Source organism: Wenyingzhuangia fucanilytica (genome assembly GCF_001697185.1).
GTDB lineage: Bacteria > Bacteroidota > Bacteroidia > Flavobacteriales > Flavobacteriaceae > Wenyingzhuangia > Wenyingzhuangia fucanilytica.
In genome coordinates, this window is record NZ_CP014224.1 from 532756 (window position 1) to 559304 (window position 26549).

Sequence of the window (26549 nt, forward strand, 5' to 3'; positions counted from 1 at the left end):
TTCATGAAAGTTTGTATTGCCGAAAAACCAAGTGTTGCCAAAGAAATAGCTGCTGTATTAGGAGCGAACGTTCGTTGTGATGGGTATTTTGAAGGAAATGGCTATCAGGTTACTTGGACTTTTGGACACTTATGTGGATTGTATGCCCCACATGAATATAAACCTCATTGGAAAAGTTGGAACTTAGATACTTTACCCATGCTTCCAGATCGTTTTGAAGTAAAGGTGATGGAAGACAAAGGAGTGCAAAAACAATTTAGAACCATAAAGTTTTTATTTGACAAAGCAGATGTGGTTATTAATTGTGGCGATGCCGGTCAAGAAGGAGAACTGATTCAGCGTTGGGTAATTAATCAAGCAGGGTATAAAGGAAAGGTAGAACGTTTGTGGATTTCTTCTTTAACAACCGAAGCTATTAAAGAAGGTTTTGAAAAGTTAATTCCTGCCGAAAAATATGATAATTTATATTATGCGGGAAGCTCCAGAGCCATTGGAGATTGGTTGTTGGGAATGAATGCTACCCGTTTATACACTTTAAAATACGGTAGAGATAGACAGGTTCTTTCTGTAGGGCGAGTACAAACTCCAACTTTGGCTATGGTCGTTAAAAGGTTTTTAGAAATACAAAACTTTAAGCCGCAACCATATTGGGAAATTCAGACTACTTACAGAGATACTGTTTTTAATAATGAACAAGGGCGTTACCTAAAAAAAGAGGATGGTGAACAAACCATGGAGCTGATTAAGGAAAAGCCTTTAGAAATTATTTCTGTAGAAAAAAAGAAAGGAAAAGAATATGCTCCTAAATTATTCGATTTAACTGGTTTACAGGTATACTGTAATCAAAAATTTGGATTTACTGCCGATGAAACTTTAAAACTAACACAAGGTTTATACGAACAAAAAGTTGTGACTTATCCTCGTGTTGATACCACTTTTTTACCAAATGATGTGTATCCAAAAGTAAGAGGGATTTTATCTAAATTAACCAAATATGCTACTTTAACCGCTCCTGTATTGGCTGAGGCAAAAATTAAAAAATCTACAAAAGTATTTAACGATAAAAAAGTAACAGATCACCATGCAATTATTCCTACTGGAATAGAAATTCCGTTACACGCCAATGCCCAAAAGGTATATGATATTATTACCCGTAGGTTTATTGCTGTTTTTTATCCAGATAGTAATGTGTCAAACACTACCGTTTTGGCAGAGGTTGCCAAAATAGGGTTTAAAACAACAGGAAAAGAAGTTTTATCCGAAGGTTGGCGAGTGGTGTTTAAGACTCCAGAACAAAACCAGGCTACGGCTAACAAAACGGAAGATGAGAATTTAATGCCAACTTTTGTTAAAGGAGAGTCAGGGCCTCATGATCCTTCTTTTTTAGAAAAGGAGACCAAACCACCTAAACAATATACAGAAGCTACTTTGTTACGTGCTATGGAAACTGCAGGTAAGCAAGTAAAAGATGATGAGTTAAGAGATTTAATGAAAGAAAATGGTATTGGTAGACCTTCAACCAGAGCAAGTATTATTGAAACCTTGTTTAAACGTAATTATATAGAGCGTAACAAAAAACAAATATTGCCAACATCAACAGGTATTCAATTGATTAGTACTATTCAGAACAGACTGTTAAAATCTGCGAGGTTAACAGGAGAATGGGAAAAACAATTAAAAGATATTGAAAGAGGAACTTATAATGCGGGTACTTTTATTAAAAATATGAAAAAGATGGTTGATGACTTGGTGGTAGAAGTTAGGCTATCCAATCATAAACCAATTGTTATAGATCCTGTTTCTAAAAAAGATGCAAGTCCAGCAAAAAAAGAGGTTAAAGGAGTTGTAGGAACTACTTGTCCTAAATGTAAAGATGGACATTTGTTAAAAGGAAGTAAGGCTTATGGGTGCAGTAAATACAATGAAAATTGTGATTTTGTATTGCCTTTTGATTTTAAAGGGAAAAAGATTTCTGACAATCAAATTTTAAGATTGATTAGCAAAGGGAGCACAGTAAACTTAAAAGGATTTAAAACAGAGGAGGGGACTGTAGATGGATCGATTATTTTTGATGATGCTTATAGGTTGAGTCTAAAAACAAAAAAAACACCTAAAGCAACAAAAGTACCTGAGGTACTCACTTGTCCTAAATGTAAAAAAGGTACAGTGTTAAAAGGAAGCAGTGCTTATGGCTGTTCCGAGTATAAATCTGGTTGTGATTTTAAAGTTGATTTTGCTACTATTAAAGAAAAAGCAGCAGGTAAAGAATTAACCAAAGCTTTGGTATGGGAGATCTTGAATGCTTAGTGTTTTATATAAGATAGGTTTAATACTAAAATAAAAAATGATATTTTAGAGATTGAAAAATTAAAAATGTTTAAGAGTGATAATTATAGAGTTCCAGAATGAAAAACAAGATTAAAAATTTTTTAAAAGATAAATTTCTAATATTAAAAATTAGAAATAGGCTTTCACCTACTGTTCAAATAGAACAACGTAAATTATATCTTAAATATAGAGAATTATTAAAAAAGAAGGAATTACCATCAGTTTCAGAAACTGGATATAGAGTGTTTTCGCAATTTGAAGAAGATGGAAAACTTTTATTTGTTTTTTCTGTTATTGGAATGAAAAACAAGACGTTTGTAGAAATTGGTTCAGATGATGGTGTAAATAGTAATTCTGCTAATTTATATTTTAATTTTGCTTGGAGAGGATTGTTTATTGATGGGAATTCTAATAGTATCAAAAGGGGAGAGAGATTTTTTAATAAATACCCACACTCTTGGTTTTATAAGCCTAAGTTTAAATGTACAAAAGTAACTAGAGAAAATGTTAATGAACTGATTCATGAAGCTGGTTTTCAGGGTGAAATAGGTTTGTTGTCTATTGATATTGATGGAAATGATTATTGGGTTTGGGATGCAATAGATACAATTTCTCCTGAAGTTGTAATTATAGAAACACACGTAGAGTTTGGCTTAAACGACATTGTTGTTCCTTATGATCCTAACTATTTTTACCCAGGAAAACACCCTGTGTATCATGGGGCATCTCCTGTTGCAATGAATAAACTGGCAAATAAAAAAGGGTATAGATTAGTTGGAGCTAATGAATTGGGATTTAATTTTATTTTTGTTAAAAATGGATTGGCAGACGACATGTTACCTGAGGTAACAGTTGAGTCTTTATTAACACATCCTTCTGTTCAAGAGGGATATAAAACTTTTGAACCTATAAAGGATTGGGTATATGATACACCTCTGTAGTTAACCAAGCTGGGTTATTAGAGTTTTTTATATCGTATTAATTTAATGATATCTAGGGTTCTAATTTTATAAATTATTAAAATTAGAAAGAGACAATAACAGAAAGGAACTTACTTTGAAGTTAATAGACTTATGTTGCTGAATTAATAGGTAAAGCTTTGGTGTGGGAGATATTGAATGCTTAGGATAAAGTTTTAATACCTTCTCACATGTGCATAAGCAGATTTTGTCTTTTTGTAATAATTGTAGTTTAATTTATAAACAAAAAATCCTGAGGTAAGGATTAATAAATCAAGGATAAAATAATCAAAACTAAGTAAGTGGTTTTTTAATACATCTGTAAAAAAGAAAATTAAAATCACTTGTCCTAAAGCCCATAAACTAGTAATCGTAATGATAAGGTTTTTACTTGGTTTTTTGGATTTGTACAGTTTGTTTCTCATATAGAATTATCATCTAAAATATAAATTGGACTACAATGTAAGCATAGGTTTTTTTTGTGCAAAAAAAATCAACCACTTTTTAGTATAAATACCTAGTAATTTTGTGAAATACGTATTTTAAATGATAAATGTTATGGAAGCTACAGGCTTTTTATATATTCTTTAGTTATTAATTAACCCTAGCCATAATATCTGTAATCTTAATATTGTTAACTGGGTTTACTCTGGTTAAGGTAAAGTTTCCAAAATCATCAAAATTACCTGTTCCACTCATAGGGCCAGCCTCTAAAATATATTGGTCGTTATTGCTTTCTTTTTTTAAGGTTCCAATAGATTCTTGATTTACCAATACATTATATTCATCTTTAACAGCAGTTTCTACAAAAGTGTATTTTGTGTTTTTAAATTCAAGAATAAACGATGCTTTAGCAGAAGTAGGTTCGTTTTTATCAACAGTTTTTTGAGCTGTTAAGTTTTGTCCGGTATATTTATGGTTTTGAATGTTTGGGTCTTTTAAAGTTTCTCTTAAAGCTTCGTAGTAAGCAAGTTTAAACTCTTTAGTTCTACTAACTCCTTCTATTGAGGTGTATACATTATTACCATAGCAATCTGTAAAAGTTAAGACTGTTTTGGTACTTAAGAATCCAGACTTATCGGCATTTAAGGATAAGATTTCGCATGGTTTTACATCATCAGGATAATTTTCTCCTTGTATAAAAGATACAAAATCATATTTGTTTAAGTAATCTCTTAATATGCTATTGATTTGATATTGATTAGGTGATTTTTGTAGTGAAAGTTGTTTAGGAATAGATACATACTTGTATTGGTCTAGCTTGTTTTGACTAAAAGCGGTTAAAGAAAAAAGACTAATAAAAAGTAGTGGGATAAAGGTTTTGACTTGATTCATAATTCTTATTTTGTTTTTTACAGGTACAATAATAATGCCTAATACGATGCTTAAATTTACTCTTTTTTTGATAGGTTGCGTTAGGGATTGAGAGCTTTGTTTGAGCTCCTTGTAGTGTAACGAAAAGAGCGAGTAGCGAAAGCCCGACCCAAAGGGGAACGCCCAATTACTTACCTGTTGTAATAATTCTTTTAATTATTTTTTGAATTCCTGGACTAAGCGTTTCTAAATATTGATTTTGAGAAATAAAGGTTAATTCGCCATTTAGTTCAGGGTATTTTTGACAGGTTTTATGGATGAATTTAAAAGCGAGATACCTTACCGCTGGTGCTTTGTTTAGGTTTTCCCATATAGACATGCAAAGATCAAACAGAATTCCTTCCTGGTCATCATCTAGCGTTATTTTGTCTAAAATTTTTAAAATTTCTCTTTGATGCCCATCTTTTTGTTTGGGTAAAATCTTTATAAAATCTGAGGTGTAAGGTAAAATACGAGCATCGTTTTTATAGGTACAATGACTTAAAATCCATGTAGCTCTCCAAGCTTGAGGTTGCTTTTGACTTAGGGCAACTTGTATGGCGGCGCTGTGAACTTCTGTTTGCTCTTGAAACAATTGAATTAAAAAATCCTTGTCTAAACGTGTAGAGAGTATGTTATCTAGATTTAAGTTATTCATGTAAAGTAAATGCTAAATGGTCGAATTCTTTACCATTGGCAATGATGGCAATTTTATGAATTCCAAAATGATATTTTCTGGTGGAAATAGGTTTAAAATGTTGCTTTCTTTTGATGTTGTTAATGCTGTATGGAGGGTATTTTTTCTCACTAATTTTAAATATTTTTTTAGACAAGCTACCATTTTGTTTAAGGTAATATACAGCGTATTCTAAGCGAATTAAAGTTAAGGTATTGCAGTTGTTTACTATGTTAAAAGAAAAATGTAAATAGTCTCCAAGTTGAATATTGGTTGTGTTTAGTTTTACATTTTGAACATCAATTTGGTTGGTGTTTCCAAAACCAAAAGCCTGCATTATTCTTGGTTCTGCTTGTTTTAATAAGTTTCTATTGGCATGTTTTAAGGTCCAATCTGATTTTTCTGTTTCCCCAATGTGTTTTTGTGTAAAATCAATAAGAATTTCTGGGTGATCTTTTGCAATATCATTTAAATTATTGGCTACACTTTTACGAACATATAGTTCCTCATCATTAATTAAATTTTCTAAAATGGGAAGAATAATTCTAGGGTCTTTTTTAAAATCTGGCAAAGCCATTGCCCAAGGTAAACGCGGTCTACAACCTTCGCTAGCCAACCTGCGTATGTGATGATTAGGATGAAAAGACCATTCTAACATTTTAGCCATTACATATTTAGGATGTACTATAATAAAAGGTCTAATGGCAAGTTCGCAAGTAATAAACGGGGTAATAATTTCAAAACTGGTTACACTTTCTACCAAATAATTTTGACCGTACATTTCTATATAATCTGGTAGGAACAAATATTCGTAACCTCCAGAAATTTGATGTTTTTTTAGTATTGGAATTAAAGACTTTATTTCATTAACAGCCATTTCAAAATTTGGATGTAGATGACTATGTAATGTTTTAGCAATATGATGCATTCTATCTTTTAGCTCCATTAATTCCCATTCAGGAATAAAAATAGCAGCTAAAAACAAGTCTTTGTCAAGCTTAGGTTTAACTTCTTTTAATGCGTTTAAAAAAGCATTAAAAAACTGTTGATGGTATGCGTTTTTTAGAGGTTCCATATTCGACTTAAATTTAAAGAAAGCAAATTAAAATGCTATGGATTCAATTCTATATTTTTGTTAAATGCAATCACTCTTAATTATTGGTTATGTTTGGCCAGAACCTACAGCAACAGCTGCGGGTAGCAGAATGTTACAAATTATAGAACAATTTAAATTGTTAGGCTATACAATTACTTTTGCTAGTCCAGCACAAAAACCAACCACTGCATTTAATTTAAGTAGTATTAATGTTACAGCAGAAACAATTTTATTAAACGATGTTTCTTTTGATACGTTTATCAAACAATTAAATCCTAATGTAGTATTGTTTGATAGGTTTATGATGGAAGAACAATTTGGTTGGAGAGTAGCCGAGATTTGTCCTGATGTTATTAGAATACTAGATTCCGAAGATTTACATTTTTTAAGAAAAGCAAGACACGAAGCTGTAAAAAAAGGTTGTGATTTGCCTAAAGGAATAATTCAGTCCGAAGAAGCCAAAAGAGAAATTGCGAGTATTTATAGATGTGATGTAACCTTAACTATTTCTGATTTTGAAATGAGTTATTTAAAAGAGGTTTATCAGATTCCTGAAAAATTATTGTGGTACTTACCATTTTTAGTTGAAATTGATAACTCACTTAAACCTACATTTAAAGAAAGACAAGATTTTTTGTTTATCGGTAATTTTATTCATGCCCCTAACTGGGATGCCGTTTTACAATTAAAACAGGCACTTTGGCCAGCCATAAAAAAACAAATTCCTAAAGCACAATTGCATATTTATGGTGGTTATCCTACAGATAAAGTTTTTCAATTACATAGTGTAAAAGATAGGTTTTTAGTTCATGGTAGAGCAAATGAGGTGAAAGAGGTAATGCAACAAGTTAGAGTTTGTTTGGCTCCTATGCGATTTGGTGCCGGGTTAAAAGGAAAATTAATTGATGCCATGCAAAATGATACTCCTTTTGTGACTTCAAACATTGGGGCAGAAGGGATGTTTGGTGATTTAGAGTTGGAAAACGGAGTGGCCAACAATGATGCTGATTTTGTTGCGAAAGCAGTTCGTTTATATTCAGATGAAAAATTATGGAAAACGGCAAGTCATCAAGGAAAGTTGGTTTTAAAAACTAGATTTGATAAAATGATTTTTCAGAAAGAGTTTGGTGGAAAACTAAATGATTTAAACCTCAATTTGAAAAAATATAGAACAGAAAATTTTACTGGAAGCATGTTACAACATCACACTTTAAAAAGTTCTATGTATTTGTCTAAGTGGATTGCAGAGAAAAATAAATCTTAGGTTCTCGATGCGCTATCGCTACTCGAACTGACAATGTTCTCGATGCGCTATCGCTATTCTAACAGACTATTTTTTTTGATATCTTATGGTAGCTTGAACTAATAAAGAAGGAAAAAATAATGAGTAATTAAGATCAGTTATAGCGTTTAAAATTTATAACTAAATTGAATACTTCCGTATCGGGTAATTTTAGTTTTCATTTCTTTTGCTGTTCTTGTTTTAAAAATAATGTGATAACTAAAATTAATGTGCTTTAAATTCCAATAAAACCCAAAATCATTTTGCCAAGTCCAAGGTTCTAAATGGAATTCTTTTTGCGATAAATTTTTATCTAAGTCTCCTGTAATGGTATAATCTTGAATTTGATAAGTTGCAAAGGATTTGATACCAAAAAAACTTTCTTTTATCCACGATTCTTGATTAGTTTGTAAAGCAGTACCAAAAAAGGAGCTGTTAGAAATAGGAGCTAAGATTGTTTTTAAAAAATTATATCTAAGAGTTAATCCGCTAGAAATATTTGTAAAAATAGAGTTTAAAGTAGCTTTGTTTGTCCAAGAGACGGCGAAAGGAAAATCTTCTTTATAAAAAAGGTTACGAGTGTAGTTGGCAAATAATCCAATGGCATATTTTTCTTTTACTTGTGTTTCCCAACCTTCAGAAGGTTCTATATTGTAAAAGGTATGGATAAAGTTCTGAGCTGCCTCAGCACCAGATTTTGTATTGGTTACTCCTGTACTGGCTCCTAATTTTAAAATATGTTTTGGGTTGATGAGTTGTTCGGAATAATTAAAGTACAAATATCCCGCATAAGGTCTTTCTTGTAAATAGACTATTGTAATATCACTTTCTTGTGGGTTGTAAATATTTTGGCCTATGGAAAATTGTCTGATTTTTTTATCAAAAAATTGATAATTTGTATTGGATACTTTTTTATAAAAAAGCTCTAAACCATTGGTGTAATATTCATCTAAATATATAGAAACGTAAAGGTCATTATCGGTAATAAGTCCTATTTCGTGATAGACTTGTGCGTGGAGCTTTGTCCCACACAGATAGAAACTAATAAATAGCAAAAAGAGTATTTTATTAAAATTCATGAAAATCACCTCAAAAGTTGGCTAAAAGTACAATTATTAGGCTTATTAAACTATGTTAAAAGCAGTGGAATATGTATATTTACTCGTCATAAAGATAAAAAATCCCCAAATATATGAATGAAAAAGAAATGCTAACTGCTGAAGATTTGGCTTCGGTAAAGACCAAGTCGGAATTGGTGCGCAAATTAGATGAGAAAGGGACAGATGTTTCTGATATTTTAAACAAGATAAAATACGAAGAAGAACTTAAATCATTACAAATAGAACTAGTAAAATTTCAGCAGTGGGTTAAGAAAAATAACAAACGTGTTGCGATTATTTTTGAAGGAAGAGATGCTGCCGGAAAAGGAGGGTCTATTCGTAGATTTATGGAGCATTTAAACCCTAGATCTTCTCGTTTGGTCGCTTTAAACAAACCTACTGATATAGAAAAAGGACAATGGTATTTTATGAGATACATCAAGGAACTACCCAATCCTGGAGAAATTGTTTTTTTTGATCGTAGTTGGTATAACAGAGCCGTTGTAGAACCTGTTATGGGCTTTTGCACAGATGAGCAATACAATACTTTTATGGCTCAAGTTCCAGAATTTGAGCATATGTTATATGAAGACGGTTTGATTATTATTAAATTTTGGTTGTCCATTTCTAAAAATGAACAATTAGCTCGTTTTAATTCTAGACAAGAAAACCCATTAAAAAGATGGAAGTTTAGTCCGGTAGATAAAAAAGGACAAGAGTTGTGGGGAAGATACACAACTTATAAAGAGCATATGTTTAGTAAAACACATACAACTTATAGCCCTTGGGTAATTGTTAGGACCAACGATAAACAAGAAGCAAGATTAGAAAGTATTAGATATGTTTTATCTAAGTTTGATTATGAAGGGAAAGATGAAGCAGTTGCAAATTTATTTCCAGACCCTAACGTGGTGATGCATTATTTTAGATCATCCTACCAAATAGACTAAGCTATGGAGCAGATTACACCTAGAGATATAAAAAACTTAAACACCAAAAAAGGACTTCAAGCTTTGTTATCAGACAAAGAAGTAAATGTTCAAAAAGCGGTAAGAAGTATTAATTATATAAAATCGTTAAAAAGACTTCAAAAAGAATTGATTAAAATGCACGAAGAGGTAATAGAAAAAAACCAACGTGTAATTGTTGTTTTTGAAGGAAGAGATGCTGCCGGAAAAGGGGGAGCTATTCGTAGAATGACAGAGCGTATCAATCCTCGTCATTTTAGAATTGTAGCCTTGCCTAAACCTACTGATGAAGAACGCTCTCAATGGTATTTTCAAAGATATATTAGCAAGTTTCCAAAAGCTGGAGAGATTGTTTTTTTTGACCGTAGTTGGTACAACAGAGCAGTTGTAGAACCTGTAAATGGTTTTTGTACACAAGAGGAGTACGTTCGTTTTATGAACAATGTAAACGATTTTGAACGTATGATAACTTCTTCGGGTATTAAACTGGTAAAAATATACATGTCCATTACTAAAGATGAACAAGCCAAACGTTTTGAAGAGATCAAAAACAATCCTTTAAAACAATGGAAAATTACTCCTGTAGATGAAAAAGCTCAGGAACTTTGGGATGAGTACACCAAGTATAAAAATGTAATGTTTACCAATACCAATACAGATTATGCTCCTTGGAAAATTATTAAAGCCAACAGAAAAACTTTTGCAAGGGTAAATGCTATTAAGTATTTGCTATCAAAAATACCTTACGATAAGAACAGAGAAGTATAAAATATGGATGATTCTGAATATGAAAAAATATCTAAAAAGAAACCTACTTATCCCATTCAGCCTTTTTTAAGTAAGTACTTATCAGATTATAACAGAAATGCTTTGATTCCTGTTTTTTATGATGACTTACTTCGTTTTTCTGGGGCGATAGAAGTATATGATGAAAGTGGAGAAGACACACTTTGGGTAAGAGTATATTATCCTGAGCATGAAAGAACAACTATAGACAAAGATTTAAAAAAAGTCTATTCTATTTTACACGGCGATGGTTCTGATACTTCTGTTCCTTTTTTAAATATTGATGCAGTTGATTATTGTACGTTTGGTAATTCCAAGCCTTTTAGAATTAAGGTAAGAAATATCTTAAACGATAATTATACTTATATGTATGTTAAAAAGGCAGATGCTTCTAGGGTTTATGGTTTAGAGTTAGAGCATTTGTTATCGCCAAATAGAATTAACTTTTTGGTGTATAAGGAAACTTTAATAGAAGATCATATTTCTGGAATTCCTGGAGATACTTTTATAGAGTCTGGTTTAGATTCATGTTCAATTAGAACCCAAAAACAAATTGCAAAAGAATTTGTAAAGTTTAACGAACGTTGTATTGTTCGTTTATTAGGAGATATGAGGGCTTATAATTATGTAATTGTACCTACTCACGATTTTGATCAGGTACGATATAGAATTAGAGCCATAGATTTTGATCAGCAATGTTATGAAGGTCGTTTAAGAGTGTACATGCCTCAGTTTTTAAAAGAGAACAATCAGTATGTACAAATGGTGCATAATAATTTACAGCCAGAATCTATAGAGCAATACAAACAAGAAGAAAGGTCTACTATAGCTAAAAGAATTTTACTAGGTAAAAAGAGAATTAGAGAGTTGATAAATTGTATGTTAGAAGATAGAATTTCTTCTGATGAAAAAATTATTCAATTAAAAAAAGATCTTTTTGATTATACCAAAGATGCTGCTTTTAAAAAGTGTAATTGTATGGGTGAAATTTTAGAAACAGCCTTTAAATATGTGATTAGGCACTACCAAGATGTCAACAGTCTTAAAGATATAAAATATTAAGCATAAAAAAACTCCATGAGCGAATCATGGAGTTTTTTTATTTTGAGTACTAAAAAATTAACTAATTCTCTCTAACAAGGCCATGTAGAAACCATCGTAACCAGAAACAGAAGCCAATATTTTTTTATCTTTTATCAATTTAAAATTGTCGTTTTTTTCTAAAAACTTAGCTACTTGCTCTTGGTTTTCAGAAGGTAAGATAGAACAGGTAGCATAAACTACTTTACCACCTACTTTTGCAATTTTGGCATAACGCTCTAAAATATCAGACTGAATTGCTTTGATATTATCAATAAATTCAGGTTGTAATTTCCACTTACTATCAGGGTTACGTTTTAAAACTCCTAGTCCAGAACAAGGAGCATCAATTAAAACTCTATCTGCTGTATTGTATAGTTTTTTAATGGTTTTTGTCGATTCAATTTTCTTGGTAGTAATGTTAAATGCTCCGGCACGTTTTGCACGTTTTTTTAACTCAACCAATTTACCTCCATAAATATCTGTTGCAATAATAGAACCTTTGTTTTCCATTAAAGCCGCAATATGTAAGGTTTTTCCTCCAGCTCCTGCACAAGTATCTACTACTCGCATTCCTGGTTGAACATCTAAAAATTCAGCCACCAATTGAGACGAAGCATCTTGCATTTCGAACATTCCACTTTTAAAAGCTTGGGTTACAAATACATTTTTACGCTCGTCTAATTCTAATGCAGAAGGATATCCTTTTATAGGTTTGGTAATAATATCATCTTTAGATAATAAATCGTGCAATTGTTTTTTAGTCGCTCTTAAGGTATTTACTCTTAAAATAGCAGAAGCTGGAATGTTTTGAGCTTTTAACTCAGCAGTCCATTTCTTTTCTCCTAATTCTTTTAAACACAATTCATCCATCCAATCTGGAATAGATTGAGAAATGGCTCTGTTGTTTTGCAATTCATCAAACTTTCCTTTAATTCTTCTTACAGGAGTTTCTTCAAAGTATTTCCAATCAGGTAAATCAATACCACGTAGTACCGCCCACACTGCAAAAACTTTCCATAAATTTTCTCTAGAGTAGTGGTCTTTGGTTCCAGCAATTTCGTTGTATAAACGTTTCCATCTTACAATTTCATAAATGGTTTCGGCAACAAATTTTCTATCTCTGGCTCCCCAACGAAGGTCTTTTTTTAGGGCTTTTTGTACTACTTTATCAGCGTATTCTTTTTCGTTAAAAATCTCTTGAAGTGAGTCTATAACCGTAAATACTAAATTTCTATGAAGTCTCATGTATGGTAAACTATTTAGCGGCAAAGTTACGTGTTTTTTACCTAGTGCATCAAAGAAATTTAATTTCTGTTTGTAAAGTCTATAATTTTAACTTCACGTCTTTTTTCTTTGATATAAAATGCCGTGTAAACACTGTTTTGTGTGTTTTTTAAGGTGATAGGAATGTTGTTTCTCATCAATCTTAAATTACCATCTAGAATACTTTCATCAAGAGTAAGGGTATAGGTTCCGTTAGCCAAATAGAATTCAAAATGACCATCTTTATCAGTAAGTGTTTCAAAAGTTTTATCTCTTCCTTCTACGGTTTTACCAGATGCAGTAATTTTAATTCTAGATAAATCTGTTTTTTTGTTTTCGGCATTGGCAATTTCTTGACGATCTAAAATTACATCACCCACTAATTTTACACCTCTTGAAAAAGGAATGTAAATGGTTTTTTCTTTAAACTCCACCGGTGATTCCGTATTGATGTTTGGAAACCAACCATTAATTTCTTCCAATGGAATAATATCTACTTTATAAGCACCTTTAAATATTTTTTTAACACTAGCTTCTCCGTTAGGGTCGGTAATTACTTCGTGCTCTCCTACTTTTATTACTACATTGTTTATAGGGGTTTCACTACGTTCTTTAACTCCATTTCCGTTTAAATCATAAAAAGCAATAAAGTTTAAGTCTGTTTTTTTATTCTTTAAGAAAGGAACAGGAATTCCGAACTCTTTTCTTAATCCAAAACTAATATTAAATGTCAATTGACTAATACTTCTATCTTGAATAGGAGGTAGTGATAAACCCTGTGAGTTTAGTGAAGTAACTTGATAAGTACTAGAGCTATAATTTAAATTAGCTTGTAGGTTGTATCTAAAACCATGCTTAGCAAAAAAGAATATATTGTTATATAAACCAGCGCTGCTTTTAGAACTTAGGTTAGAGTAGTTGTAAATAAGACTATTTTCCATGACCAAACGTTTATTTTTAAAAGTGTATTGGTTTTGAATAGAACTTCTAAAATTTTGAGGTGTTACGAATGCGCTAGGATTTAATGCTGAGCTTAATGAGTTTGTACCATAAAAATATCTATTAGAAAATGTCCATGTTTTATAGCGTAAAAACGATGACAGTTCTAAATTAAAATAATTTGGAGCAAAAGGTTCTGTGGTTTTATTATATCCTGCCCTTATGTAAGTTGAGGATAAGAAATTATGATTATAGTTTGAGGTTGAATGTCTTAATGAAGCCCCTCTTTCATATCTAGGAGTGTTGTAGGTGTTATAGTAATGGTAGTATCCTCCAACTTGAATATTATTGTTTCTGATATGTTGAGATAAGGCTATATTATTGGTGATTATTTTCTGATAAGTAATTAGGTCATCCGTAATCGTACTATAATTTTCGTATTGCTGTAAAGAGTTGGTTACAACAGTTTCCAATCTTTTATTGATGGTAAATGAAGACCTATGATTGATTAATGTTCTTACGTAATTACTGTTCCCATATCCTTTTGTATTGGTTCTGTAACTAATAAATGGTTTCCATTTTTTATTAAATAAATGCGAGGAATAGTTTGCTCCATATACATAACCTGTCTTATTTGCATTAGGGTTATTATTATTTGTTTGAGAAGAATATGAACCTAAAAATGAAAACCTATGTTTTTTAAAAAGTTGAAAATGAGGTTGAACATAGGCAATGTTCGTAATTCTATCATAAGCTTCGTTAATATTTCTACCTACACCAAATTTTGAGGCAAATAGGTTTCTAAAATTAAATCGATACTCACCACCGTAGCTTTCATTTCTTTTTTGTTGATGGAAAAAAGTATTAGGCCTTATGTAAAAGGCACTTACTCCATGAGAAGGAGTTGCTTGATATGATGCTCTTGCACCATAACCTGAGGCTTGTAAACCAAATACATTTCCGCTAATTTGTCCAACTTCAATAGATTTTCTATCATCAAAATACCCTACATACCAAGGAGCGTTTTTAATAACATCATTGGTTAATATATTGCTAGCATAGCTAAATTGAGTTGAATAAGCTATTTGAGAAGTAGGAGATAATTCTTTACTTCCTCTTAAATTTAAAGTGGCATAAGACCTATTGTGTAGTATGTTTTGCACATTTAAATCTACAATTAAAGGCAAAGTACTGTATCCATATTTATCAGCTACAATTTGGTTAGGCACTTTAACAAAGGAAACTTTGCTGTTTCTTGTAACGCTGTTTCCACTTATATATCTAGGCTCTTTTGTTTGAATAAAGACATCATGACTAATTCTTTTTTCAGATTTATCGGGGTCATAACTGTTTACCGAAATTTGTTTTTGATTTCTTTCTTCCTTTTTAATTATTTCTACCAAAAGTTTTTTAGAACTACTTTCTTTGGGTTTTAAAGTGATGGTTTCCGAAGTTTCAATAGGTTCTTGTAGGGTGTCTTTAATTAGGATATTGTTTTTGGGGGTTTTGTATTGAATGTAGATATCCTGATCGTGATTTCCTGTGTTGGTAATGCTGTATTTAAAACGGGTATTGGTTTCACCGTTTTTTAAATATTGCGTTTGTTTATCTGTTTGTATAGTCCACCCATTTTTTCGGATGGCCTCTACGGTAAAGTAATCGTTGGCTAATTGACTCCCGTTTAAATCAACCACAAATAAATTGATATTGGTTTCGCTAATGGTATTCTGCCCTTTGGTTGGAATTAGAATAATAGGAACTGAGATTGTATCTTTTGGGGTAACACGATGAATTTCTCTAGGATTTATAATTGGAGTCCATCCTTTTGGGGTTAAAATGTCTAAATAAAAAGCAGTTGCACTAGAAGGGTTTCTGTTAAAGACTTGCAGTACATTGGTTACAATTTCTCCTTTTTTTATTTTAATTTTTTTCTTTAATAATCTTGTTCCTAAAAATTGGCCACTGTTACTAAAGTAAAAAGTATCTTCTTCTTCTGTTTTATCTTTTTCTTGAGCAGAAACAGATAAACAAGAAAATACAAACATCATAAAAGTAATCAGTTGTATTTTTTTGAGTATAAATTGAATATGTAAGAAGATGTAATTTTTCAATTTAAATTTTTTCCTGTAAGTGGAAAGTAAAGTTTAGTTGGAACATACCAGGGTTTGCACTAAAGCCTGGTTTAATTCTAAAGTCAACAATAAAGTTGAATTCGTTGTAGTTTGTCATGTAATCACCTGGAAAATTGGCATTGCTATCACAACCAGCAGTTTCTGTTGTTTTGGGCAATAATTCCGAAATGATTTCTATCACATCTGTTCTATCTGTAAAAGAAACAAAGGCATTATTAATTGGAGAGGTTTCACAAGCGTTTCTAACTCTAATTTCTAATATATTAATTAAAGGATTTGTAGCATTTCCAGCCCCATATTTAGTGAGTTCTTCCCATTGATTTATAGGAGTTCCTGCAGCCGAATTGTTGTCAACTTGAATGTTTAAAAACCACTGACAAAGTGGGTCTGGTAATAAAACTTTGTTTTCTACAATTACCTTTAAACGAGCCACATTGTTAAAGGTGATTCCTGCATTGTATTTTGAAAAAGTATCAAATGTAAAAAACTGATTAGTAGGTTCTTTATCTACCAACTCAACCCTTCCGCAATGCACTTGTGCAAAAGAAATAATAGAGCCTAAAACCAAAAAAAAGAAGAGCTGTGTTTTTAACATGGAGGTAAATATAGAAACGTATAAAAGGATAGATGTTAGAACATCTATCCTTTTCAATTTTATTAATATATGAATATATTTTATTGGTCTTCTAATAATACATATTGTACATACATTGTGTAAACTCCTGGTTCTGCATAAGTACCAGCAGCTAAAGCTTCAGTATTGTTACCTGTTGCATCGTAAGCCATTGGGAAAGTAGCAGGTAAACCTGGTAAAATTCTGTAGTCAATATTGTAGTAGTAGTCAGAGCTTACTCCACTAGTTGCAGTCATATAACTACCTCCAGTCATAGAATCTGCACCACTTGCAGTGATTCCTGAATGACCAGCAATATATTTATGAGTAGGACCAGGGATTGCTCCACCACCTGCAGGATCTACATAAATACTGTTTGCACCACTTCCAGCAGGAGCAATATCAGGATCAGTAACACCTGTAGTAGGATCTGTAGCACCAGTTGTATATTGGTAAGTTGTAAATGGGCTACTGTAATCAGCATATGTAGCTCCACCAGCACTTGCAATTGAAGCTCCATTATTAGGACGAGACTGTCTTAATTCTAGTAAGCTTAATGGTAATAAATTAGTTGAGTTATTAGGTGTACCAGTACCGTAATCTACTTGTTGGTCCCAATAAGTAGCACCAAGGTTTCCTTGAGATCTAGCAATTGCATATAAATCCCAACTTACAGTAGAACTTACTTTTAATGTTGTTGCTGCATATTGTACAATACCAGCTTGATAGTCTAACACATCATCAAAAATAAATTGAATTTGATTAGCAGTTGTCATGTCTAATTGTAAAACAGGTTGTAAGTCCATAGTAACGGTTACATCCTTTTCATCAATTAACTGTGCTTGTGTTGATAGACCAGCTAGCATAGCTAATGTAAACACTCCTTTTGATAAGTTTAATAGGTTTTTCATAAAAAAGTTTAGGTTAAAAAATAAATATTTAAAAATTAATTCATTTCAAATTCTAGTTTAGCAGCTTGTATTTCAGGAGCATCTTCATAATCAAGTACTCCAATAGCAAGAAATTTTCCTGATTTATATTTTTTAGGGATTTCGTATTTAAAATCTCTAATCAATTCAGGTAAAATGGTAAATTTTTTCACAGGAAATCTCTCTTGAGTTCCAGTAGTTAAGTTTGTTAAATCTATATATGCAGAACAGTAAGCAATTCCATCTCCCTTGTTTTCTGCTTGGATAGAAATAGTTCTTTCTTCTTGTTTGAAGTTAATTAACTGAACATTTTTATTTTCAACCGTTGGAGGGTTTTGGTATGCAAATACACCAAACGCAAAAGTAGGGATGACTCCCATTCCTATAGTATTAGATCTTTTTTCGGAAATTTTTAAACTTTCTCTTGGTTTCTCTTGTTCAATCATTAAAATTTCCCAAGCAGCTTTGTTTCCGGCGTCACTATTAGGAACAGATACTGTAACGGTAATTTCTTTTTTTTCAAAAGGAGCTAAATCAACAAAGTTTGGAGAAACTGTAGTCCATTTAGAAAGGGAATATTTTCCTGTTCCAGGTTCTAAAAAGGTACTTTGTCCTTTAGAGTTCATTTCAAAATCTTTCATTCGAATTCTAAAACTATTAACAGATCTAGTATCGTTATTAATGGTGATTTTGTAGCTTTTAGTAGAACCAGGTATTTGAGTAAGGTGTAAGTGAGCTGGTGATACAGAGACTCCTGCTCCTTTACGGTCATTTAAAGCTTGAGAGAAAATATTTAAAGAAAAAAATAATGTAATTGCTGTAATAACAGTGGTAAATATTCTCATTTTTTGATTTTAAATAGTATACATTTCTGTTTTAGTTTTCCAAATGTATACTTTTTTTTATTTAAAACTCCTATGTTTATAGGGGCTTTGGACTGATTTAACAGATATTTATTATGTATGCATTGCTAGTTTGTTGTAAATCAATAGTCTAGTAGTTTTTTGTTGTTAAAAAAATCATTGTTTTTTTAACAAATGTTTAATGTTTAGGTATTTTTTATTCAGTTTTTAAAGATTGAATAGAGATTTCTTTTTTTGATAAAAATCAAAATATTAATTTATGATGAGTTTATTTAAGACCTTGTTTTAATATGTTAGATTTGTAAAAGATTATGTTTGATTTTGATACAAATATTACTTACTTAACAGGTATTGGACCTGCCAAGGCATTAATACTCCAAAAAGAAATGGGCGTATTTAATGCCAATCAATTATTAAACTTATTTCCCAATAGATATGTAGATAAATCTAAAATGTTTACTATTCGAGAGTTACAAGCAGGGAATACAGAAGTACAAATCAAGGGTGTTGTTACAGAGTTAAAAGAAGTTAAGCAAAAAAGAGGTTCTCGTTTGGTTGCTACTTTTAAAGACGAAACCGGAAGAATGGAGTTGGTTTGGTTTAGGTCAAACCGATGGTTAAAATCAGGAATTAAAATTAATGAACCCTATGTGATTTTTGGGAAACTTAATTTTTTTAATGGAAGTTTTAGCATGCCTCATCCAGACATGGAATTAGAGGTTAATTATAAAAAAAGTATTGCAGCAGGTTTACAAGCGGTGTATCCTTCAACAGAAAAAATGAGTGCAAAAGGCTTTAACAATAAGGTAATGTCTAAAGCTATTCAACATTTAATCAAAGAAGCTTATCCATTTATCCAAGAAACGCTATCAGATGAAATTTTAGAAGAATATAATTTGTTGAGTAAAAAAGAAGCCTTGTTACATATTCATTTCCCTAAAAACCAAGAATATTTGGCTAGGGCACAAAAAAGGCTAAAGTTTGAAGAGTTCTTTTTTATTCAAACGCAATTGATTAGAAATAAGCTAGTAAGACAAGACAAAATTAAAGGTTTTGTATTTGAGCAAGTAGGAGCTTATTTTAATGATTTTTATCAATCGGGTTTAAAGTTTGATTTGACTGGAGCTCAAAAAAGAGTTTTGAAAGAAATTAGGGCAGATTTGGCTAGTGGGGCTCATATGAATAGATTGTTGCAAGGAGATGTTGGAGCAGGAAAAACAATTGTGGCTTTATTAACAATGCTTTTGGCGTTAGACAATCATTTTCAAGCAGCTATTTTAGCACCTACCGCTATTTTGGCAACTCAACACTATCAAGCAATTTCTGAACTAGTAGCCCCTTTTAATATTTCGGTAAAATTGTTAACAGGTGCTACTAAAACAAAAGAAAGACGTGTTATTCATGAAAGTTTAGAAGATGGTAGTTTACAAATCCTTATAGGAACACATGCTGTTTTAGAAGATAAAGTGGTGTTTAAAAATTTAGGTTTGGCTGTGATTGATGAGCAACATAGATTTGGTGTAGCTCAACGATCTAAAATGTGGATGAAAAACAAATTACCTCCACATATTTTAATTATGACAGCAACTCCTATTCCGAGAACTTTGGCCATGAGTGCTTATGGAGACTTAGATGTTTCTGTAATAGATGAATTACCTCCCGGTAGAAAACCAGTGCAAACAGTTCATCGTTTTGACAGTGCTCGTTTAAGAGTATTTAAATTCATGCGAGATGAAATAGCTAAAGGAAGACAAGTTTATGTAGTGTATCCATTAATTGAAGAATCCGAAGCGATGGATTATAAAGATTTACAAGATGGTTATGAAAGTATTCAAAGAGAATTTCCATTACCAGATTATAGAATCAGTATAGTGCATGGAAAAATGAAACCAGAGGATAAGGAATATGAAATGCAACGTTTTGTAAAAGGCGAAACACAAATTATGGTTGCTACCACTGTGATAGAAGTTGGAGTAAATGTGCCCAATGCTTCGGTAATGATTATCGAAAGTGCGGAGCGTTTTGGTTTGTCTCAACTACATCAGCTTAGAGGGAGAGTTGGGCGTGGAGCAGATCAGAGTTATTGTATTTTAATGTCAGGAGTAAAACTTTCTAACGATTCTAAAACACGTTTAGAAACCATGGTGAGAACTAGTGATGGTTTTGAAATAGCGGAGGTCGATTTAAAATTGCGTGGTCCAGGAAATTTAATGGGAACACAACAAAGTGGGGTGTTGAATTTGAAAATTGCAGACTTGGTAAGAGACTCTAAGGAGTTACATATGGCAAGAAATACCGCTTTAGAGCTGTTAAGAGAAGACCCTAACTTAGAAATGGCGAAAAATTTACCTATAAAAAATGCCTATCAACAAATACATAAAAGAACTAGTATTTGGGCGAATATATCATAAGACCTAAAACTTATAAATTATTGATGATTGTAAATTGCACATTGCTAATTGAAATCGTAAATTTGCGCACTTAAAACAGAATTTTAAACAGATGAAAATATCATACAATTGGTTAAAACAATTTATTAAGATTGATTGGGAAGCTGAAAAGGCTGGTGAATTGTTAACTGATCTAGGTTTAGAAGTAGAAGGAATAGAAAAGGTAGAGTCTATTAAAGGAAGCTTAGCGGGAGTTGTTGTTGGTGAAGTTTTGACTTGTGAAAAACATCCTAATGCAGACAAACTTAGCGTTACTACGGTAGATGTTGGTGCCGATGCTCCTATCCAAGTTGTATGTGGTGCTCCAAACGTGGCTGCTGGACAAAAAGTTCCTGTGGCAACTGTAGGAACTGTTTTGTATGATGAAAAAGGAGAAGGGTTTAAAATTAAAAAAGGAAAAATTAGAGGAGAAGAAAGTCATGGAATGATTTGTGCCGAAGACGAGTTAGGTTTAGGTAAAGGTCATGATGGAATTATGGTTTTAGATGCCGAATTGGTTCCTGGTACTCCTGTTGCTGAAGTATTTAATATTGAAGTTGATGAGGTTTTTGAAATAGGATTGACTCCTAACAGAGCTGATGCAATGAGTCATTTAGGTGTGGCTAGAGATTTACGTGCTGGTTTAATGCAACAAGGAATTCAAAAAGAATTGGTTACTCCATCGGTTAGTGATTTCCATGTATACGAGAGAGCTTTAAAGTTTGATATTCACGTTAAGGATTTTGAATTAGCACCTAAGTACGCAGGGGTTGCTATTAGAGATGTAAAAGTTGCAGATTCTCCAGAATGGTTGCAAAATAAATTAAAAGCAATTGGGGTAAAACCTATTAATAATATTGTAGATATTACCAATTATGTGTTGCACGAATTAGGGCAGCCTTTACACGCTTTTGATGCAAATAAAATTTCTGGAAATAAAGTTATTGTAACCACTTTAGAAGAGGGAACAAAATTTACAACTTTAGACGGTGTAGAGCGTGAATTGAGTGCTGAAGATTTAATGATTTGTGATGCAGATGAAACACCATTGTGTATTGCAGGAGTTTTAGGAGGTTTAGATTCTGGGGTAACTCAAAATACAACTTCTATCTTTTTAGAAGCGGCTTATTTTAATCCAGTTGCTGTTCGTAAAACCGCAAAAAGACATGGTTTAAATACAGATGCTTCTTTCCGTTTCGAAAGAGGAATAGATCCTAATAGTACAAAATATGCTTTGATTAGAGCTGCTTTGTTGATTGAGGAAATTGCAGGTGGTCAAACCGTTTCTGATGTTGATGTGGTATATCCAAATAAGATAGAAGACTTTGAAGTTTTTATGTCTTATGAGAACGTAGCGAGAATTATTGGTCAGAAATTACCAAATGATACTATTAAAAATATTTTAGCTTCATTAGAAATTAAAATCAATAGTGAAACCGAAGGTGGTTTAGGGTTGGTGGTACCTGCTTATAGAGTAGATGTACAAAGAGAGGCAGATATTGTAGAGGAAATTTTAAGGGTTTATGGTTACAACAATATAGAGTTTTCACATAAATTAAACACTTCTATAGAGCCTTCTAAGTTTGATGGTGTTAAAACAGAAAATACAATTGCAGAACAATTAAGAGTACAAGGGTTTAATGAAACGATGGCAAATTCGTTAACTAAGCCTTCTTATGTAGCGTTGTCAGAGAATTTAAATGCAGAGCACAATGTAGAAATGTTAAATCCTTTAAGTGGTGATTTGGCAGTGATGAGACAATCTTTATTGTTTAGTGGTTTAGAATCTGTAAGTTATAATATCAACAGAAAGAATAACGATATTAAGTTTTATGAATTTGGTAAAACATATCATAAATACAACGATCAATACGACGAGAAAAAACATTTAACCTTATTTGTATCTGGAAACAGAGATAAAGAATCTTGGAATGCTCCAAAACAAACTACAGATTTTTATTATATCAAAGCTGTGGTAAATGGTGTGTTAGAAAGATTAGGACATAAAAATGTAAAAGTAACACCAACTAAAAACGATGTGTTTTCTGAAGGAATTACTTTTGCTTTAGGAAAAATGAAGTTGGTTGATGTTGGAATGGTGAGTCCTAAAATCTTAAAAGAATTTGGAATTAAACAAGAGGTTTTTTACGCAGATTTTGATTGGGATACGATTTTAAAAATATCACAAAACAACAAATTAAAAGTAACGGCATTACCAAAATATCCTTTGGTAAAAAGAGATTTGGCTTTGTTGTTAAATAAAGAAATTGCTTTTAAAGACTTATACAATGCTGCGTTCCAATCAGAAAAGCAATTGTTAAAAGAAGTTGATTTGTTTGATGTTTACGAAGGTGATAAGTTGCCAGAAGGAAAAAAATCATATGCTTTAAGTTTTGTATTACAAGATCAAAACAAAACTTTAGAAGACAAACAAATAGAAAAAATTATGAGTAAGCTTCAAAAATCGTTTGAAAAACAATTTGATGCTTCATTAAGATAGTTAAAAAGCCTTTGAAATTTTTCAAAGGCTTTTTTTTGAGTTTCGTTTCACAAAGGGAATGAAATAAAGTTCGTAAATTTGCGACCAACAAAACAAAGTCAAAACACATGAGTCTATACAAGGCTATTATCCGTCCTATTTTCTTTCAATTCGATCCAGAAAAAGTTCATTATTTTACATTTGACATGATTAAATTCATGTCTAAAATCCCTGGGGTGTCTTCTATAGTTAGAAGTATGTTTAAAGTTGAAGACACAAAGTTAGAAAGAGAGTTATTTGGAATTACTTTTCCAAATCCAGTAGGATTGGCTGCAGGTTTTGACAAAAACGCGGTGCTGTTTAATGAGTTGGCTGATTACGGTTTTGGTTTTATAGAAATAGGGACTGTTACTCCAAAAGCACAAGCAGGAAATCCTAAAAAGCGATTGTTTCGTTTAAAAGATGATCATGGAATTATCAATAGAATGGGGTTTAATAATAATGGAATTGAGGCTGCTATTCAGAATTTAAAAAAGAACAAAGGAAAAGTTATTGTTGGAGGAAATATTGGAAAAAATACAGATATCCCTACCGAACAATACACTCAAGATTATTGTGAAGTTTTTGAAGCTTTACACCCTCATGTAGATTATTTTGTATTAAATGTTAGTTGTCCTAACGTAAGTAGTCATGCTAAATTAGGAGATAAAGATTATTTGTTAGAATTGATTGCTGCGGTGCAAAAAATCAATAAGACTAAAAAGGAGTTAAGACCTATTTTGTTAAAAATTGCGCCAGATTTAAATCCAAATCAACTTGATGAAATTATAGAGATAGTTGCAGAAACCAAGATTGATGGGGTTATTGCTTCTAATACATCAGTTAATAGAGAAGGATTAAAAGCAACTGAAGAAAGATTACAAGAAATTGGAAATGGAGGGTTGAGCGGAAAACCTATTAAGGATAGAAGTACAGCTACCATTAAATATTTGGCAGAAACATCAAACAAAGCATTCCCAATTATTGGAGTAGGAGGAATTCATTCTGCAGAAGATGCTTTAGAAAAAATAGCTGCAGGAGCCGATTTGGTTCAGGTTTATACTGGGTTTATTTATGAAGGGCCATCTTTGGTTAAAAAAATAAACAAAGCCATTTTACAATCTTCTTAAAAAACTTTTATGTTTTCTTTCATCATTCCTTTATACAATCGTCCAGAAGAGATAGATGAATTGTTGTATAGCTTAACCAAACAACATTATTCAAAACCTTTTGAAATTGTCATTGTAGAAGATGGGTCTGATAACAATGCTAAAGAGATTATAGAAAGTTACCGAGATCGTTTAAATATTCAGTATTTCCTAACAGATAATCAAGGAGCAGGAATGGCAAGAAACTATGGAATGTCTCACGCCAAAGGAGATTATTTTGTAGTGTTAGATTCTGATGTGTTGGTACCAGCAAATTATTTAAAAAAAGTTAAAAAAGCACTACAAGCTAATTACACTGACGCTTTTGGTGGACCTGATGCAGCACATCCTACATTTACTTCTCTACAAAAAGCCATTAATTTTTCTATGACTTCTATGATGACAACTGGGGGGATTAGAGGAAAGAAAAAAGGCGTAGGGAAATTTCAGCCACGCAGTTTTAACTTTGGAATATCAAAAAAAGCTTTTGAGAGTACAGGCGGTTTTTCTACCATGAAAATAGGAGAAGATATAGACTTATCTTTTAGGTTGTGGGAACACGGTTTTGAAACCCAGTTAATAGAAAAAGCTTTTGTGTATCATAAACGAAGAACTTCGTTAGATGCTTTTTACAAACAAACTTTTAAGTTTGGAAGCGCTAGGCCTTTGTTAAATAAAAAGTTTCCAGGAACGGCTAAACTTACTTATTGGTTTCCTAGTGTTTTTATTGTTGGATTCATATTGTCATCCATCCTTTTTATGATGGGGAAATGGGAATTCATCAGTCTGTACTATTTGTATTTTATGTTGTTGTTTATGACTTCTTTGGTTGTGAATAAAAACATAACAGTAGCATTTTTATCTATCATTACTACTTTGGTTCAAATGGCCGGATATGGGTTAGGTTTTTTAAAATCGATGTTTTTTAAATAAAGAGTTTTTCTCTTGGTTGTTGGAATTTTTTCATTGCGTTTTTTTAAACAGAAAAAAACAAAAGGCTTCTTATATTGTGATGTTATAACGTTAATATCCTTTCATTATGAATTATAAAAAGTTTTTGTCTTTAGGGCTGTTTTTTACCTTATTGATTTTATCTACCAAAACCTATAGCAATCAAGTTTCTTTAACAGAAAATGCAAAACCACCTAAAAAAATAAAAGTATTAATTATTGATGGGCAAAATAATCATGGTGTGTGGCCAAAGTCTACCATTATGATGAAGCAATATTTAGAAGAAACAGGTTTATTTAAAGTAGATATTGAAAGAACTAAATATTTGTGGAAGGCAGAAGGAGAACAAGACTTTTTACCCTTAGCCGGTGTTGAAAAAGAAACAACTTTGGTAAAATCTCCAAAACAAGACCCTGATTTTTGTCCTAAATTCAGAAAATACGATGTAGTAGTATCAAACTTTGGTTGGAAGGCTGCAAGTTGGTCAGAAAAAGCTCAAAAATCTTTTGAAAAATTTATTAGAAAAGGAGGAGGTTTTGTTTCTGTACATGCTGCTAACAATTCTTTTCCAGAATGGTTAGATTATAATAAAATGATTGGCCTTGGAGGTTGGGGAGGTAGAGATGAAACTAACGGACCATATGTGTATTATAATAATGATGGAGAGAAAATTGTAGATAATGCTCCAGGTAAAGCAGGATCTCATGGAAGTAGACATGAATTTCCTGTAACCATAAGAGAAAACAATCATCCTATTACCAAAGGAATGCCAAAAGTTTGGTTAACTACAGCAGATGAATGTTATGCCAAGTTAAGAGGGCCAGCTGAGAACATGACTATTTTGGCTACTGGAAAAGATCAAAGTAAAAAAGCACCAACAAATAGACATGAACCTATTTTTATTGTAACTGAATACGGAAAGGGAAAAGTGTTTAATACTATTTTAGGACACGATGCTGTATCTTTTGAAAGTGTAGGATTTATAACTTCGTTTACACGAGGTGTAGAATGGGTAGCTACAGGAAAAGTAACTCAAGAAATTCCAAGTGATTTTTCTACTCAAGATAAATCGTCGAGTAGACCTTTTGTGCTAAAAAAATAATGAGTTGACAAAAATCAACTAAGAAATACTC

21 protein-coding genes are annotated in these 26549 nt (G+C 32.0%); 11 read left to right on the top strand and 10 right to left on the bottom strand.

Annotated elements, in window-relative coordinates:
* Window positions 1–3: 3 nt before the first annotated feature.
* Together AXE80_RS02350 and AXE80_RS02355 are read left to right on the top strand one after the other, a co-directional pair.
* Window positions 4–2307: a type IA DNA topoisomerase gene (locus AXE80_RS02350; RefSeq protein ID WP_068824297.1), complete on the top strand. Its 2304-nt coding sequence runs from the start codon at window positions 4–6 to the stop codon at window positions 2305–2307.
* Between the two features lie 98 nt (window positions 2308–2405).
* Window positions 2406–3269, top strand: coding sequence for a hypothetical protein (locus tag AXE80_RS02355; protein WP_068824298.1), 864 nt, complete (start codon window positions 2406–2408; stop codon window positions 3267–3269).
* 194 nt (window positions 3270–3463) lie between these two features.
* Here AXE80_RS02355 and AXE80_RS02360 read toward each other — a convergent pair whose 3' ends face one another.
* The 4 genes from AXE80_RS02360 to AXE80_RS02375 form a co-directional block, all read right to left on the bottom strand.
* Window positions 3464–3712 carry a hypothetical protein gene (locus tag AXE80_RS02360; protein WP_068824299.1) on the bottom strand — a complete coding sequence of 83 codons (249 nt, stop codon included), beginning with the start codon at window positions 3710–3712 and terminating at the stop codon, window positions 3464–3466.
* 169 nt (window positions 3713–3881) lie between these two features.
* Window positions 3882–4622: a hypothetical protein gene (locus AXE80_RS02365; protein WP_068824300.1), complete on the bottom strand. Its 741-nt coding sequence runs from the start codon at window positions 4620–4622 to the stop codon at window positions 3882–3884.
* A 166-nt stretch (window positions 4623–4788) separates the two neighbouring features.
* Window positions 4789–5298 (bottom strand): hypothetical protein, encoded by a 510-nt coding sequence (locus AXE80_RS02370; protein WP_068824301.1) that lies wholly within the window; start codon window positions 5296–5298, stop codon window positions 4789–4791.
* The gene (locus AXE80_RS02375; protein WP_068824302.1) at window positions 5291–6391 is read right to left on the bottom strand and encodes a DNA alkylation repair protein; all 1101 of its coding nucleotides are present in this window, start codon (window positions 6389–6391) and stop codon (window positions 5291–5293) included. Before AXE80_RS02375 ends, AXE80_RS02370 begins: the two co-directional genes overlap by 8 nt.
* Before the next feature lie 64 nt (window positions 6392–6455).
* On the opposite strand from AXE80_RS02375, the gene AXE80_RS02380 reads away from it, so the two are divergent.
* A complete protein-coding gene (locus AXE80_RS02380; RefSeq protein WP_068824303.1) occupies window positions 6456–7676 on the top strand; it encodes a glycosyltransferase in 1221 nt (406 codons plus the stop codon).
* 146 nt (window positions 7677–7822) lie between these two features.
* On the opposite strand, the gene AXE80_RS02385 is transcribed toward AXE80_RS02380, so the two are convergent.
* Window positions 7823–8773 (bottom strand): lipid A deacylase LpxR family protein, encoded by a 951-nt coding sequence (locus AXE80_RS02385; RefSeq protein ID WP_068824304.1) that lies wholly within the window; start codon window positions 8771–8773, stop codon window positions 7823–7825.
* A 128-nt stretch (window positions 8774–8901) separates the two neighbouring features.
* Here AXE80_RS02385 and ppk2 (AXE80_RS02390) point away from each other — a divergent pair, with 128 nt between their 5' ends.
* The 3 genes from ppk2 (AXE80_RS02390) to AXE80_RS02400 are packed head-to-tail and all read left to right on the top strand — an operon-like array spanning window position 8902 to window position 11610.
* Window positions 8902–9744 (top strand): polyphosphate kinase 2, encoded by an 843-nt coding sequence (gene ppk2, locus AXE80_RS02390; RefSeq protein WP_157359420.1) that lies wholly within the window; start codon window positions 8902–8904, stop codon window positions 9742–9744.
* 3 nt (window positions 9745–9747) lie between these two features.
* A complete protein-coding gene (gene ppk2 / locus AXE80_RS02395; protein ID WP_068824306.1) occupies window positions 9748–10530 on the top strand; it encodes a polyphosphate kinase 2 in 783 nt (260 codons plus the stop codon).
* 3 nt (window positions 10531–10533) lie between these two features.
* Window positions 10534–11610: a hypothetical protein gene (locus AXE80_RS02400; RefSeq protein ID WP_068824307.1), complete on the top strand. Its 1077-nt coding sequence runs from the start codon at window positions 10534–10536 to the stop codon at window positions 11608–11610.
* A gap of 57 nt (window positions 11611–11667) precedes the next feature.
* On the opposite strand, the gene AXE80_RS02405 is transcribed toward AXE80_RS02400, so the two are convergent.
* The 5 genes from AXE80_RS02405 to AXE80_RS02425 form a co-directional block, all read right to left on the bottom strand.
* Complete coding sequence (locus AXE80_RS02405; protein WP_068824308.1) at window positions 11668–12876, bottom strand: RsmB/NOP family class I SAM-dependent RNA methyltransferase; 1209 nt, start codon at window positions 12874–12876, stop codon at window positions 11668–11670.
* A 59-nt stretch (window positions 12877–12935) separates the two neighbouring features.
* Window positions 12936–15881: a COG1470 family protein gene (locus AXE80_RS02410; protein WP_068824309.1), complete on the bottom strand. Its 2946-nt coding sequence runs from the start codon at window positions 15879–15881 to the stop codon at window positions 12936–12938.
* A gap of 64 nt (window positions 15882–15945) precedes the next feature.
* Complete coding sequence (locus AXE80_RS02415) at window positions 15946–16560, bottom strand: hypothetical protein (RefSeq protein ID WP_068824310.1); 615 nt, start codon at window positions 16558–16560, stop codon at window positions 15946–15948.
* An 80-nt stretch (window positions 16561–16640) separates the two neighbouring features.
* A complete protein-coding gene (locus AXE80_RS02420) occupies window positions 16641–17489 on the bottom strand; it encodes a hypothetical protein (RefSeq protein ID WP_068824311.1) in 849 nt (282 codons plus the stop codon).
* A gap of 35 nt (window positions 17490–17524) precedes the next feature.
* Window positions 17525–18352, bottom strand: a complete 828-nt coding sequence (locus AXE80_RS02425) for a hypothetical protein (RefSeq protein WP_068824312.1) — start codon at window positions 18350–18352, stop codon at window positions 17525–17527.
* Between the two features lie 329 nt (window positions 18353–18681).
* On the opposite strand from AXE80_RS02425, the gene recG reads away from it, so the two are divergent.
* From recG to AXE80_RS02450, 5 genes are all read left to right on the top strand, one after another.
* Window positions 18682–20781: an ATP-dependent DNA helicase RecG gene (gene recG, locus AXE80_RS02430; protein ID WP_068824313.1), complete on the top strand. Its 2100-nt coding sequence runs from the start codon at window positions 18682–18684 to the stop codon at window positions 20779–20781.
* A 91-nt stretch (window positions 20782–20872) separates the two neighbouring features.
* On the top strand, window positions 20873–23299 hold the full coding sequence (gene pheT / locus AXE80_RS02435; RefSeq protein ID WP_068824314.1) for a phenylalanine--tRNA ligase subunit beta: 2427 nt from the start codon (window positions 20873–20875) through the stop codon (window positions 23297–23299).
* A gap of 107 nt (window positions 23300–23406) precedes the next feature.
* Window positions 23407–24447, top strand: a complete 1041-nt coding sequence (locus tag AXE80_RS02440; RefSeq protein ID WP_068824315.1) for a quinone-dependent dihydroorotate dehydrogenase — start codon at window positions 23407–23409, stop codon at window positions 24445–24447.
* 9 nt (window positions 24448–24456) lie between these two features.
* The gene (locus AXE80_RS02445) at window positions 24457–25398 is read left to right on the top strand and encodes a glycosyltransferase family 2 protein (protein ID WP_068824316.1); all 942 of its coding nucleotides are present in this window, start codon (window positions 24457–24459) and stop codon (window positions 25396–25398) included.
* Between the two features lie 106 nt (window positions 25399–25504).
* Window positions 25505–26518, top strand: a complete 1014-nt coding sequence (locus AXE80_RS02450) for a ThuA domain-containing protein (RefSeq protein ID WP_083194473.1) — start codon at window positions 25505–25507, stop codon at window positions 26516–26518.
* The last annotated feature ends 31 nt before the right edge of the window (window positions 26519–26549 follow it).